This is a genomic window from Streptomyces sp. NPDC002868 (assembly GCF_055563295.1).
This window is the reverse complement of sequence record NZ_JBVHDR010000004.1, coordinates 501,246-513,789: the sequence shown is the minus strand read 5'-3', so window position 1 is coordinate 513,789 and position 12,544 is coordinate 501,246. Positions and strand designations below refer to the sequence as shown.

The following is a 12,544-nucleotide window of genomic DNA, read 5'->3' as shown; positions in this document are numbered from 1 at the left end:
GCAGCGCAGTCATAGCGTCCGGCCGGAGCGAAGGACACCCCCGAGCGTCTGGATACAGGGTCACCCCGTCGCTCACCTGCGATGATCGTGGTCCCGACGGTCCTGGCGATTCCAGCGGCTCCGGCGTTGCCGACTGTATCGGCGGTCCCAGCGGTCCTGTTGATCGCGGTAGTCCCGGTAATCGGGATCGTCGCCATGGCCCCGGCGCCCGGAACCACCGCGGCCGTAGTGGACAAGGCCAAAGATCAACACGGCTGCGGCCACCCACCACATAGGGTTGAGGAAGCCGAAGCCGATCAGAGCCACGACGAAGATGAGAAGCAGAACGAACATGGCGGGCCTCCCCACAGCGGAACAGGTCATCGCTGCCGGGGGCTGGGGCCTCACCGAGCAGCATAGCCCTGCCCATGGGTTGCGGATAGCGCCCCCTGCCGACTCGTACTGCCGGGCGTAGACGCCTACTTGACACCAGCTCGGGGACGAGTTCGTGCGCGAACAGCTGGAGGACCTGGCCCACATAGGCGCCCAGCCGCACATCACCGGCCCCAACGACAGGTGCACATCAATACGGAGTTCCGGCCCTACGCCCGCGTCTTCTCCAGGTGCCGGGGAGCGGGACCTGACCTGGTGCCGCTCCACCGGCTGGTGCGGGGCTGAGTGGTCAGTGTTTGAAGGCGTCCTTGATCTTCGCGCCAGCCTGCTTGATGTTGCCCTTCGCCTGACCACCGCGGCCTTCGGCCTGCAGGCGCCGACTGCCGGTGACGCGGCCGACAGTCTTCTTGGCGCCGCCTTTCACCGCCTCGGCTTTGTGCGCAATCTTCTTCGCGATACTCATGGGTGGCCACCTGGGTGAGTTTCTGTTGGGGTGCGACGGGGGACATCGGTGGCCGCTTGCCGGTGAGCGACCTGCGCGTGCGGCGGCGGCCTACTGGGGGGCGGATCGGTGCCCGAACCAGTGCGGCCTGCTCCGACGACCGCTGCCCCGGTCGAGAGGGCGATCGCCTTGGGGTGAGTGGTTCCCCTGCGCATTCGGCGTCTCCGCGCGGGGGGTCTCTCGTTGGTCGATCAGGTCGTCGCGACCCTGGCCGGCCGCGGCCGTCTCCCGGCGCGACTGCCTGATTCCGTGGCGCCCGGTGCTGCCCCGGCGAGTGGTGCGGCGTGCACCGGCCAGGAGCAGGCTCAGCCCGAACAGCGCCGCCGCCCCGACGACGATGCCGTAGAGGAAGAGCGTGCCGGTGGAGCCGGTCGCCTCGAAGCCGAATACCGAGAACCCGCCGGTGAGCTCATGCGCGCTGCCACTGTTGGTGACAACAGCGGCCACGCCGACGACTACCGCGGCGAGCAGGATGATGAGTCCGAGGATGACGATCATGACGCGCTCCAAGGATCTGCTTCGTATCTCCCTACGGTAGATCTGCGTCGTCCAGGAAGCCACTGCCACAGGGGCCGTCGTTATCCGAACACCGTGCAAGGGTTTGTCCCAAAAGCGGGCGGGGACCAGCGAGGCAGGGAGATTTACTCCGCGAGATCGGAGGACACCATGATCGTCCTCGGAATCATCCTGCTCGTCATCGGCTTCGTGGCCAACATCGCCATCCTGTGGACCATCGGGATCATTCTGCTCGTCATCGGGGCAGTCCTGTGGATCCTGGGATCGCTCGGTCACGCGGTCCGCGGACGACGGCACTACTGGTAGAGGGTGCAGGCCCCCCGCGCATCATCCCAATCCGTTCCTGGCAGCACGACCCGGCATCCGGACCGGTCTTCGCCCTGCCGCATGTCGGCACGACCACCCTCCCGCGGCGTCGGCACGCGCAACAGGCGTGCGGCCACCCGGCGGTACTCTCGGGCGACGTTCGGCGCTCGGCGGACAGGGTGTGAGCCGACGCGTCAGCGGACCGGGCGTCGGCGTGAGCCCAATGCGGAGCGAACAGCGAGGTACGCCACACCGGCGACGAGGAGCACGACGCCGATGGAGAGCAGATAGAGCATGCCCTCGACGGCCACTCCGATGATGCCCAGCACGATGGCCACGACGAGCACGAGAAGGAACAGGACCATGAGGCGGATGCCTCCTTCGTAGGAGCGGGCGCTCAGCGCCGGGCGAGCTGCCGCTCACCGTCGGTGCCCGGCTGGTAGGTCAGGCCGTAGTGCCGGAAGATCGGTTCCTCCTCCTCAGCGGGCAGGACGTCGTCCGTGCCGATCGAGGGGCACTCCTTCACCAACGCCTTGTCGTGGGCGACCCTGACGTGACCCGGCCCTACGGTCGCGCCGTCCAGCGGTACGAAGACCAGGCGGTGACGAGTGGGCAGACCGACCTGGACGGTCGCCATGGCCGGCTCGTCGGTGCTGGTGTCCACGTAGATCGCTTCCAGCACGCCGATCTTGTGGCCGTCGCGGTCGACGACGTCGTGACCGCGCCAGTCGCGGATATCGCCCACCTGGATCATCCTGGGTCCCTTCGTGAGGCCCCGAGGCTCGGGGCGTGCGCGTTCATCTGGCAGCAGCACTTGGACTCGGGCCTGTGGCCTACGCACTCCTCAGTGTGTCTCTGTCTGCTCGCCGAAACCAGCGCACGCACGCTGCGACCGCTCATGGGCTTCGCATCGCGCTCCCGAAGGTGATCTCTGCGCAGCCTCCCCCAAGTGGAGAGCACCCAGGGCGATGGGGGAGAAACCGGCCCCTCTGTGCGCCACGAGTTCCTCGGAGCGGAACACGTCATCGCTGCCGGGGGCTCAGGACTCTCCGACCAGCGCAGTCCTGCCCGTACGCCGTAGACAGCCCTGCGTGGGACAGCCCTGCCCGTCGCCGGATGCCCCTGACGCCTGTTCAGGGTGTGCGTCGACGACTAGCTTGTGTGGTGCAGCCCGGGCCCCCGGCAGCGTCGAGAAGTTACCGCGCTCCCTCGGGGGCGCACCTTGCGCATCGATGCCGGAGCCCGCCTCGTCACGAGCGTGGCCGTTCCGCAGTCGCCGTCGCTATGCGATCCCGGCGCCGCCTCGATGCGCCCCATGTGGGCACCTCTTCCGTTGCCCGCCACGTCGCACGTGTCCGACAACTGGCGGTACACATGTACGCGCTGATCGTTCCGGCTGCACTCCCCTTCGTCCTGCTCGGCACCGTGATGGGCCTGTCCTGGTGGGAGGACCATGTCCTGCCACCGGCCGAGCCGCCTGAAGCCCCTGCCGAGGCTCCGTCGACACCAGCGGCCCCAACCGCCCCAGCACAACTCCCCAGCAACTCGGGCACGTTGACAGGGGTCGCCGACGGGCGTTGACTGACACCGACGGCGTAGGGCTGTGGTGCTCCGGATTCCCCGGGCAAAGCCTTCACCTTCGCTTCGCCCAGCCCCCGCGGAACGCAGGACATGTCCCTGTGACCGCGTGGAGGCGCAGCCATGCTGCTCTGGATTCTTCTCCTTCTGCTGATCCTGGTTCTGTTCGGGTTCGGCTTCACCATGCAAATCCTCTGGTACGTCGCGGTTGTACTGCTGGTCGTCTGGATCGCCGGGTTCGCCATGCGCGGCCGCCGTGGTGGTCGCAGTCGAGGCGGGCGTCGATACGGCAGAAGCCGCGGGTAGCCCGTACCAGGCCCCGTCCCGCCCGCGGGAATGGCGAGTTGTACGGCAATCCCGCGCGGGAGCCCCACCCCAGTGACGAGTAGAGGACAGTCATGAGCTTTGAACAGAAGATCAGGAACAAGGCACAGGAACTCAAGGGCCGGATCACGGAGGGCATTGGCCGAGCCACCCGCAACACGCGGCTGAAGAGGCAAGGGAAGACCGACCGAGTCGTCGGCAACCTGAAGCAGTCCGGCGGGAAGGCCAAGGACGCCTTCAGGCGCTGACCACCACCGCCCCGGGTGGTGGTCACATCGTGTGGGCATCACCCGGCAGGCAACAATGCCGGGCACGAGCCGAGAGGGGTTGATGGGAATGCAGCAGAGCGAATTACAACACGAGAGCCAGAGAGGGCAGCCATGTTCACGGCCGTGATCATTGCCGTGGCCGTCGTTGTCGTGGCCGCCGCCCTCTTCGCCGGACTCGGCCGGGACGGTGGGGGGCGCGGGTTGAAGCGGCGCTTCGGCCCCGAGTACGACCGTGCCGTCGCTCGCCACGACGGCGACACCAAGGCGGCAGAGCGGGAGCTCGGCGAGCGAGTGAAGCGGCACGGTTCCCTCGAGGAGCAGCCGCTGCCGCCCGAGGCCCGCGAGCAGTACGTGGCCCAGTGGGCCGGAATCCAGGAGCAGTTCGTGGAGTCGCCGCAGAAGGCGGTCACCGAGGCCGACGCGCTGCTGGCGCGGCTGGCGAAGGACCGGGGCTTCCCCGACGGCGAGCAGTTCGAGGAGCAGGCGGCCGCGATTTCGGTGCACCACGCCGACCATGTCGAGGGCTACCTCAGGGTGCACACGGTGGCGCGTGGCCAGGGCGGCACGGAAGAGATGCGGGAGGCCATGGTCGAGGCTCGAGGCCTCTTCGACGCACTGATCACAGAACAGTCGGCCGACTCGGGCCGACGCCGTCAGCAATCCCCCGACGACCATCGACACACGCCGTGGACTCGTAGCCGGCACCACGCGAAGGGAAGTGGCACGCGATGACGTACAACGCGGAGCACGCACGGCGGCCCCCGGCCCAGAGCCCGGCTCCCGCTGAGCAGAACGCCCCGCACGCACCTCGCACCGAACCGGCCCGGCAACCGCGCGATCCGGTCAGCAGCGCCGACAGCCCCGCCCGCACCCGGGGCTCGGAACAGCAGTTGTTCCCGCAGGGGGAACGGGACAAGCTGGCCATCCGCCTCCAGCAGGCTCTCAACAACTTCGTCGAGAACCCGCGCCAGGCGGTGGAGCAGGCAGACAGCGCCTTCGACGAAGTCTCCACCCACCTCACCGAGGCACTCGCCGAACGGCGGTGCGTCCTGCGAGCGAGCTGGCAGGGCCAGGACACCGAAGTGGAGACAGAGGAACTGCGGCTCGCACTACGGCAGTACCGTGAGATCACCGAGCGGCTGCTGCGCATGTGAGTGGCCGGCCATGCAGGTCGGAGCGGGAGGCCGTCGGCGTTGAACTTGGAGGCGGTTGTTGATCTCCGAGCCGCGGCACCGGCGGCAGACTGCATGACTCCCACCCGCCTCGAGTGATCCACAGCGTCCGATCGGCACCTGTCACCCCGATGGACCGACGTTACTGATCGGTCAGATTCTCACCGGGCGAGGAAGCGGTGCCGCCTCGGGCCATGTGGCCCGGAGCTGCACTGCTCACGCCCGTTCCTTTACGACGAAGGGTTCAGCTCGTCCTGGAAAGGGAGGCTGCCACCATCCCTGTCCCAGTGGGAGGTCCATGTCTCCTGCCACCGGCCGGGTCGGGCCTGGCCTCCCCCGAGGCGCTTCTGGCACCAGCAACCTCGAACTCAAGCCCCAGAACTCCCCGGTCCTGCTGATCCGTTGACAGGAGACGTTGCCCGGCGTTGACTGACGACGACGGTGCAGGGCTATGACGCTTCGGACTCTCCGGGCGAAGTCCTCCTCCTTTCGCTTCGCCGGGACCCCGCGGAACACAGGAACAATCCGCGACCTGAAGGCCTGGCCATGCTTCTCTGGATGCTTCTTCTCCTGCTGATTCTGTTCGGGTTCGGCTTCCCGATGCTGATCCTTTGGTGCGTCGCGGTCGTACTCCTGGCCGTCTGGATCCTCAGCTTCGCCGTCGGCGGCGGAGGCCGATCCGCCCACAGCCACCGGTAACCCGCGCCAGGCCCGTCCCACCCGCGGAACCGGGGACCGGCGTCGAGGGAACCAGGTCAGTGGACCGGCAGCGCGAAGCGCAGGGTGCGCCGCCAGGTCGAGCGGGCTGGTCAGCCGACCGGCGCCAGGAGCGGCCGAAGAGGTCCGGGAGCCACCCGGCTCTCGGTGGTCTCTTCCGCCTGTCGTCCGGCAAGTGAACGTCGTTGAGGGAGGTGTTGACCTCGACGACTTCGAGACCCGTTTCGGTTCACCGCTGCGATCACATTCCCGCGGACGTGTGCGGCGATGTCGGTGATGCTCCCGTCATACGAAGCCACCCGTGCGGTGCAACGGATATGTGCACGCGTTGCCGCCTCCAGGGCAGTGTCCAGGCCCTGAGAACAAGGGCTTTCGGCCGCCCACAGGACCCCGCTGAGGACTATGCTGCTACGTGGACGTCCCAGACCCCGGCGGCATGTTGTTGCTCAACACAGATGGCTGCGGGGAGCGGATCTTCCGTCCGGTCACCCGGCGCATCCCCTTGGAGGGAACTGGGTGGGTACCTGTCCTGGTACACAGGCCGGCTGGACCGGTCATTCGCCTGCCTCCGCCGAAAGTATGCCCCTGCCGGGAGCGCGCCACGAGGAGCCGGAAGTCCGGCATCGCCGCATCCGCTGCCCGGATGGTCTCCTGAACCGAGGCGTCATGCCCATTCCACAGCTGAAGGTCTACCGGCACGACAGAGAAAGCCGAGCGCTGCTCACCCTGGCCGGTGAAATCGACATCGACACAGCCCCGCTGGTGCGCGAATCGCTGGAGCACTGCCTGCGCGACGGCATCCGCACCATCGACATCGACCTCACCGCTGTCGCCTTCTGCGACTGCAGCGGCCTCAACGCTTTCCTCCACGCGTCACATCGGACCACCGCAGCAGGTGGATCACTCCAACTGCACTACCCGCGGCCGCTGGTGGCCCGGCTCGTCGAACTCACCGACTCCGGTTTCCTGCTCCGCGGCCCTCCGCTCGGACACCTGCCCGCTCCTCTCCAGGGCGGACTCCTCCCGACCGCTCCAGCCTCGCCGCGTCGGCCTGCTCCGATCACGCCTGCCCTCTCGGGCGGTGTGCTGTGATGGCCTGGTCCCGGCAGGGGCAGCCGCGGAACCATGATGGTCCCGATTCGTCTGCCATGGACGCGGTGCGGCTGCGCCGGGTGAACCGCTGGCAGGCCGAGGAGCTGTGTGAGGATCTGGCGGATCTTTACCTGGAGTCCTCGGACCTGTCGCCGAGTGAGGGACACCGCAGCCACAGCCGGGAAGAGTTCCTGCACCGCCTCAGTGGCGACATCCGGAGGCCGGGGTTCGCCATGGCGATCGCGGAGTCAACTGCCTTGGTGGGATGTGCTTTCGGATTCCCCGTGAGGAGCGACAGCTTCTGGTGGCGCGGGTTCGACGGGGCACTCCCGCCCAGCATCGAGCAACTCACCGAGTCCGACAATGTCTTCGCGGTCAACAAGATCTTGATCGCTCCGCACGAGCAGGCCGATGCCATCGCCCGCCGACTGCAGCAGCGGCTGCTGACCGACCACCAGGCGTCGCTCGGTGTCACCCTGGTCGATGAGGCCGACCATCCGTCCCTCGCTGCCTTCAGGTCCTGGGGCTGGCGGGACATCGGAGAGATCCGTAAGCCGCCCGGCCCCACCATGTTCCGTGCGCTGGTTCTTCCCGTCGGGGAGCGAACGGCCCTGAGACTGGACGGGCTTGCCCGCCATGCCTGGACTCGGTGGCCCGGGTGATGCCTCAAAGCCGGTCGGCGCGGATCCAGGCGCTGGTCGCCGAGCAGGCGGCCCTGCGTGGTGCCCGGGTCGGCGTGGTGGATGTGTGCACCGCGGCGGTGGCAGCGCTGCCGGTCGGCGGGGCCGGAGTGTCCGCGATGTCCCGGACCGCGGCCAGCCATCCGTTGTGCAGCACCGACGACATCAGCCAGCAGCTGGAGGAACTGCAACTCACCCTCGGTGAGGGGCCGTGCGTGGATGCCTTCACTCAAAGCTCCGCCGTTCTGACGCCGGATCTGCGGACCGATGAACTGCAGGACCGCTGGCCCGTGTTCGCCGATGCGGCCTTGGGAGCCGGAGCACTGGCCGTCTTCGCGCTCCCCCTGCAAATGGGGGCGATCAGCCCTGGAGTTCTGGACCTGTACTCCCGAGTGCCGGTCCAGTTGGATGTGGAGGAGCTGGCCGACGCGTTGGCTTTCGCCGATATCGCGACTCTGGTCCTGCTCGATACGCAGGTCGACGAGACAGGCGCGACGGCCGGCGGAATGTTGCTGGACGGGCGCTTCGAGGACCTGGGCGCGTACCGGGCCGAGATCGACCAGGCCACCGGCATCCTCACCGTACAACTCGGCGTCGGCATCGAAGAAGCCTTCGTCCGGCTCCGCGCCTATGCCTATGCCCAAGGGCGCCGGCTCGCTGAGGTGGCCGCCGACGTGGTCGCCCGCCGTCTCAGCTTCTTCCCGAACACGGATCCAGATCAAGGCGATGACGATGCCTGACACTCCCGCACGGGCCGATGGATGCACTGCGCTGCACTTCCCGCCCCTCCCCGGCGGGAGTAGTTTCGACGGAGGGTGGCACGATGAATGAGCAGCTCCTCGCCAAGACATTTGTCGAGTTGGCGGACAACCTGGTCGCCGACTTCGACCTGATCGACTTCCTGCGCCTGCTGACCGACCGGTGCGTCGGCATGCTCGGTGCCAGCGCGGCCGGAGTGCTGCTCGCAGACCGGGACGGCGAACTCCGCGTCATGGCCGCCTCCGACGAACAGGTACGCCTGCTCGAGCTCTTCCAGCTCCAGAACGACGAAGGCCCCTGCCTGGAATGCTTCCACACCGGCGCACCGGTGATCGTCCCCGACCTGCGCACGCAGGCCGACCGCTGGCCGCGCTTCGTCGCGCAGGCCCAGCACAGCGGGTTCGCGGCAGTCCAAGCCGTGCCGATGCGCCTGCGGGACGAGGTCGTCGGCGCCCTCAACCTCTTCCGCACCCACCCCGGCCCCTTCGACCCGGTCGGCACACCCATCGCCCAAGCCCTGGCCGACGTCGCCACCATCAGCCTCCTGCAACAACGCTCCACCCACCGCAGCAACGTCCTCAACGAACAGCTGCAGACCGCGCTGAACAGCCGCGTACTGATCGAACAGGCCAAAGGCAAACTCGCCGAACGCCAGGGCATCGACATGGAACAGGCCTTCACCGCACTACGCGGCTACGCCCGCGCACACAACCGCCGCCTGTCCGACCTCGCCCGCGCCTTCATCAACGACTCCGAACCCCTCACCGGCCTGGGCACCTGACCCTCGCCACGGCAGTTGCACAACCACACTGCGCCTTTCCCGATGAGCAAGGCTGTGCCCTCGCTCGCACAGCCGGCGCGGGCAGCTCTTTCAGGCGGCGCCGGCCATCACCTGGTCGCGCAGCTGCGCGCAAGTGCGAATGATCAGACGGGAGACGTGCATCTGGGAGATACCGAGCTGTTCGGCGATGCGGATCTGCGTCATCTCGCAGAAGAACCTCAGGTAGAGAATCCGCTGTTCACGCTCGGGCAGCGCCCGCAGCAGCGGCCGGAGCGCCTCGCGGTCCACGACCCGGTCGAAGCCGGGTTCCGCACAGCCGAGGGTTTCGGCCAGTGAGTAGTCGTCCTCGTAGGGGACCTGCGGCGCTTCCAGTGACAGGGTGGTGAAGCTCTCCAGAGCCCCCTGGCCCAGCCGCACTTCCTGCTCGGTCAGGCCGGTGTGCGCGGCGATCTCGGACACCGGGGGCCCGTGGTCGTCGAGCGAACGGCACAGCTCATTGCCGGCGGACCGGACCTCCATCCGCAGCTCCTGGACGCGTCGCGGCACATGCACCGCCCACAGGCAGTCGCGGAAATGCCGCTTCACCTCACCGACGATCGTCGGTACGGCAAAGTTCGCGAAGGCGGTGCCGAAATCCGGGTCGAAGCGGGAAACCGCCTTGACCAAGCCCAGTTGGGCGACCTGCCTGAGGTCTTCGAAGGACTCTCCGCGGTTGCGGAACCGCCGTGCGAGCCGTACGGCCATCGGCATCCAGGCACACACCACCTCCTGCTGAAGCGCGGACTTCTCCGGGCCGTCGGGCAGAGATTTGATACGGCGGAACGCGGCCGCAGTGTCCGGGGCGTCGTCATGAGGGTGCTTGTTCCGGGTGCTGTGCATACGTACGTGCGTCATGGGCACGCGCCTCCCTGGATCGGTGGTCATCACTCACCGTGGGAGCCGACAGACCGCAGCACGCTGGGGAGCAGCGAGAGTTGCTCCCACGGGCGTGCCTCCGGTCCGAAGCACACAGGTCGCCTTCCCGGACAACGCACCCCCAAACAGAGTTTCTCCAGTAATCAGCGGCCGTCCGAGGCGCGCCATGACCGAGTACTGATCGGCGGCGCTCGTCCACCAGGCGCGTGATGGCCGAACAGGCCGGTGCGACCTCGCTGAGGATCTCCGACACGGCGCGCGGTACGCGTCCTCACCCACCGGGCGCCCGCTTGTTCGCCACCGCTGCGGGTACTCGGCCGGGATGGGACACCTCCGTGAACGCGACGTGCGATTCATCGAACGCGTAGTGCCGCGCCTGGGCCGGGCCGATCACGGCGTGCTGTGGCTGGCCGGGGCGGCCGTAATGAGCCTGTCCGGCAATCGCAGCGCACGTCGCGCCGCCCTGCGCGGCACCGGCTCAGTGGTCCTCGCCTCCGCCGCGGTCAACATCGCCGCACAGTCGCTCGCCGCCGACTCGGTACCGTCCATCCACCGGTTTCTCCGACAGCCCATCACCAGGGCGTTCCCGTCCAGGCATGCGGCCTCCGCTGCCGCTTTCGCGACCGCCGTCACCCTGGAGTCGCCCTGGCTGGGCGCTGCCCTCATTCCCATCGCCGCAGGAGTCGCGGCCTCCCGCGCTCACACCGATGGGCACTCCCCCGGTGAAGTACTCGCGGGTGTCGCGGTCGGCATCGGCATCGCGGCAGCGACCTGCCGCTGGTGGCCACTGCACCCGGACGAGCCCACCGAGACCGCCAGGCCGAACGTACCCGTCCCCGCGCTTCCCGCAGGACAGGGACTAATCGCAGTCGTCAACAGCGGCGCGGGCAGCGACGTCCCCGCCGAAATCGAACTGCGGAGCCTCCTTCCAGAGGCGGACATACGGCTCTGCAAGGGAGGGGACGACCTACAACTCGTGCTCGACCAGGCCGCCAAGGACGTCGGCGCCCGCGGTGGCGCGCTCGGCATCGCCGGTGGCGACGGCACTGTCAACGCGGCAGCAGTCCTGGCCGCTGAAGGCGGCCTGCCATTGGCGGTATTCCCCGCCGGCACCCTCAACCACTTCACCACCGACCTCGGATTACCGACCCTCAAATCCACCGCGGACTCCGTGGAGGCGGGCTGCGGCGGAACCGTCGACCTTGGCCGCATCACCGTCGGTGGCAGTGCGGGCGCGGCCGGCCCCAGCACGTACTTCCTCAACACGTTCAGCATCGGCGCCTACCCCGAACTCGTCCGAGCCCGCGAAGCCCGGGAGACGTACCTCGGCAAGTGGCCCGCACTCTGCGTCGGCCTGCTCCGCGTTCTCGCCGACGGCACCCCCAGCAAAGTCACCATCGACGGACAACACCGGCGGCTGTGGCTGCTGTTCGCCGGCAACGGCCGCTACGACCCGCCCGGCTTCGCCCCCTCCTACCGCCGCAGCCTCGATGACGGGCTGCTCGACATCCGTGCCGTCGACGGCCGCCACCCCTTCGCCCGCACCCGCCTCGTCACCGCCTTCCTCACCGGAAGCCTCGCCCGCTCCCGCGTCTACCAAGCCACCACCGTGACGCGGCTGCGCATAGACGGCATGGGAGAGAAAGGGGACTACGCCCGCGACGGGGAAGTAAGCCCGGCCGCCGACACGCTCATCCTCGACAAATCACCGCGCGCGCTCACCGTCTACCTACCGGTGCCGCATTGACCCCTGCGCCATCAGGTTGTGCCGCGCTCCGCTCGGGCCGGCAACACACATGGCAGCGGCCCGGCCAGCCGGTTGGGGCCACGGCCGGGGAGCCAAGGAGCTGCCGGGCCGGTGTTTGAGATCCACGCGGCGGGCTACTCGGGGTAGGCGTCCGACGGCCGGCCAGGACGAAGGCACCGGAGGGTTGGGGTCACAGCTCCCGGTGCCGCCCCTTGGGCGCACAAGCCATCACGGCCCAGTGCCATCCCGGCAAACAAGCCCACCACGGCCAAGCTCATTGCGCTCCTTAGTGGGCCACCAGGCCGGCTACCGGAGCCGTGCCTGGTCTTCCTCCTCGTCCTCTTCGTCGGACAGATGCACGTCGCTGACGGCGATGTTCACTTCCACGACTTCCAGGCCCGTCATCCACTCGACGCCGGAGATGACGTTTTCCCGCACGGCGCCCGCCACATCTGTGATCGAGACGCCGTAGACGATGACGATCTCCAGATCGATCGCCGTCTGCGTCTCACCGACTTCGACCTTGACTCCGCGCGAGACGGACTTGGTGGTGCCGGGCACACGTTCCCGTGCGGCGCCGAAGGCCCGGGAGACTCCGCTGCCCATCGCATGGACGCCGACCACGTCGCGGGCCGCCATTCCGGCAATCTTCTCGACCACGCCGTCGGCGATGGTGGTCCGGCCCCGGGTGCCGGGGTCGCCGCCGCGCTTCGCACCGACGTTCTTCCTGGCGCTGTCACCCTTGGACTCCGTGCTGGAGTAATCGGGCCGGTTCTGCTGTCCGGTATCGGTCATGGCCGGTCGTCCCTTTCCA

The 12,544-nt window shown here is 68.2% G+C and carries 18 protein-coding genes and 1 pseudogene; 11 read left to right on the top strand and 8 right to left on the bottom strand.

The genetic code is table 11. The features are described 5' to 3' along the window. Positions 1–72: 72 nt before the first annotated feature. The 3 genes from ACZ3H8_RS16530 to ACZ3H8_RS16520 form a co-directional block, all read right to left on the bottom strand. Positions 73–333, bottom strand: a complete 261-nt coding sequence (locus ACZ3H8_RS16530) for a hypothetical protein (RefSeq protein WP_467402210.1) — start codon at positions 331–333, stop codon at positions 73–75. Between the two features lie 328 nt (positions 334–661). Further along, positions 662–835 carry a CsbD family protein gene (locus ACZ3H8_RS16525; protein ID WP_467402207.1) on the bottom strand — a complete coding sequence of 58 codons (174 nt, stop codon included), beginning with the start codon at positions 833–835 and terminating at the stop codon, positions 662–664. Between the two features lie 90 nt (positions 836–925). Next, entirely contained in the window at positions 926–1,372 is a 447-nt protein-coding gene (locus ACZ3H8_RS16520) for a hypothetical protein (RefSeq protein WP_467402204.1), read from the bottom strand. A 168-nt stretch (positions 1,373–1,540) separates the two neighbouring features. On the opposite strand from ACZ3H8_RS16520, the gene ACZ3H8_RS16515 reads away from it, so the two are divergent. Then, positions 1,541–1,696: a DUF6131 family protein gene (locus ACZ3H8_RS16515; RefSeq protein WP_467402202.1), complete on the top strand. Its 156-nt coding sequence runs from the start codon at positions 1,541–1,543 to the stop codon at positions 1,694–1,696. A gap of 194 nt (positions 1,697–1,890) precedes the next feature. On the opposite strand, the gene ACZ3H8_RS16510 is transcribed toward ACZ3H8_RS16515, so the two are convergent. Then, a complete protein-coding gene (locus ACZ3H8_RS16510; protein ID WP_307662115.1) occupies positions 1,891–2,061 on the bottom strand; it encodes a hypothetical protein in 171 nt (56 codons plus the stop codon). Between the two features lie 32 nt (positions 2,062–2,093). Further along, positions 2,094–2,450 carry a PRC-barrel domain-containing protein gene (locus ACZ3H8_RS16505; protein ID WP_467402200.1) on the bottom strand — a complete coding sequence of 119 codons (357 nt, stop codon included), beginning with the start codon at positions 2,448–2,450 and terminating at the stop codon, positions 2,094–2,096. A gap of 950 nt (positions 2,451–3,400) precedes the next feature. On the opposite strand from ACZ3H8_RS16505, the gene ACZ3H8_RS16500 reads away from it, so the two are divergent. From ACZ3H8_RS16500 to ACZ3H8_RS16480, 5 genes are all read left to right on the top strand, one after another. Next, the gene (locus ACZ3H8_RS16500) at positions 3,401–3,580 is read left to right on the top strand and encodes a hydrophobic protein (protein ID WP_373430228.1); all 180 of its coding nucleotides are present in this window, start codon (positions 3,401–3,403) and stop codon (positions 3,578–3,580) included. A gap of 92 nt (positions 3,581–3,672) precedes the next feature. Next, entirely contained in the window at positions 3,673–3,846 is a 174-nt protein-coding gene (locus tag ACZ3H8_RS16495) for a CsbD family protein (RefSeq protein WP_467402199.1), read from the top strand. Between the two features lie 132 nt (positions 3,847–3,978). Then, on the top strand, positions 3,979–4,599 hold the full coding sequence (locus tag ACZ3H8_RS16490; RefSeq protein ID WP_467402196.1) for a hypothetical protein: 621 nt from the start codon (positions 3,979–3,981) through the stop codon (positions 4,597–4,599). Then, positions 4,596–5,021, top strand: a complete 426-nt coding sequence (locus ACZ3H8_RS16485) for a hypothetical protein (protein ID WP_467402194.1) — start codon at positions 4,596–4,598, stop codon at positions 5,019–5,021. Before ACZ3H8_RS16490 ends, ACZ3H8_RS16485 begins: the two co-directional genes overlap by 4 nt. 576 nt (positions 5,022–5,597) lie before the next feature. Next, entirely contained in the window at positions 5,598–5,738 is a 141-nt protein-coding gene (locus ACZ3H8_RS16480; RefSeq protein ID WP_467402192.1) for a hydrophobic protein, read from the top strand. 181 nt (positions 5,739–5,919) lie between these two features. Here the strand turns inward: ACZ3H8_RS16480 and ACZ3H8_RS16475 are convergent. Then, positions 5,920–6,040, bottom strand: a pseudogene (locus ACZ3H8_RS16475) (Asp23/Gls24 family envelope stress response protein); the annotation flags it as partial. Between the two features lie 382 nt (positions 6,041–6,422). Between ACZ3H8_RS16475 and ACZ3H8_RS16470 the strand changes: the two are divergent. The 4 genes from ACZ3H8_RS16470 (at position 6,423) to ACZ3H8_RS16455 (ending at position 9,068) form a co-directional block, all read left to right on the top strand. Next, entirely contained in the window at positions 6,423–6,848 is a 426-nt protein-coding gene (locus tag ACZ3H8_RS16470) for an STAS domain-containing protein (protein WP_467402189.1), read from the top strand. Positions 6,849–6,904: 56 nt separating this feature from the next. Next, positions 6,905–7,510 carry a hypothetical protein gene (locus tag ACZ3H8_RS16465; RefSeq protein WP_467402187.1) on the top strand — a complete coding sequence of 202 codons (606 nt, stop codon included), beginning with the start codon at positions 6,905–6,907 and terminating at the stop codon, positions 7,508–7,510. Next, positions 7,510–8,268 (top strand): ANTAR domain-containing protein, encoded by a 759-nt coding sequence (locus ACZ3H8_RS16460; protein ID WP_467402184.1) that lies wholly within the window; start codon positions 7,510–7,512, stop codon positions 8,266–8,268. Before ACZ3H8_RS16465 ends, ACZ3H8_RS16460 begins: the two co-directional genes overlap by 1 nt. A gap of 83 nt (positions 8,269–8,351) precedes the next feature. Next, entirely contained in the window at positions 8,352–9,068 is a 717-nt protein-coding gene (locus ACZ3H8_RS16455) for a GAF and ANTAR domain-containing protein (protein ID WP_467402183.1), read from the top strand. Between the two features lie 90 nt (positions 9,069–9,158). On the opposite strand, the gene ACZ3H8_RS16450 is transcribed toward ACZ3H8_RS16455, so the two are convergent. Continuing rightward, positions 9,159–9,962, bottom strand: a complete 804-nt coding sequence (locus tag ACZ3H8_RS16450) for a SigB/SigF/SigG family RNA polymerase sigma factor (RefSeq protein WP_467402180.1) — start codon at positions 9,960–9,962, stop codon at positions 9,159–9,161. A 343-nt stretch (positions 9,963–10,305) separates the two neighbouring features. Here ACZ3H8_RS16450 and ACZ3H8_RS16445 point away from each other — a divergent pair, with 343 nt between their 5' ends. Then, complete coding sequence (locus ACZ3H8_RS16445) at positions 10,306–11,730, top strand: bifunctional phosphatase PAP2/diacylglycerol kinase family protein (protein WP_467402178.1); 1,425 nt, start codon at positions 10,306–10,308, stop codon at positions 11,728–11,730. 306 nt (positions 11,731–12,036) lie between these two features. Here ACZ3H8_RS16445 and ACZ3H8_RS16440 read toward each other — a convergent pair whose 3' ends face one another. After that, positions 12,037–12,525 (bottom strand): Asp23/Gls24 family envelope stress response protein, encoded by a 489-nt coding sequence (locus ACZ3H8_RS16440; RefSeq protein WP_467402176.1) that lies wholly within the window; start codon positions 12,523–12,525, stop codon positions 12,037–12,039. Positions 12,526–12,544: the final 19 nt, after the last annotated feature.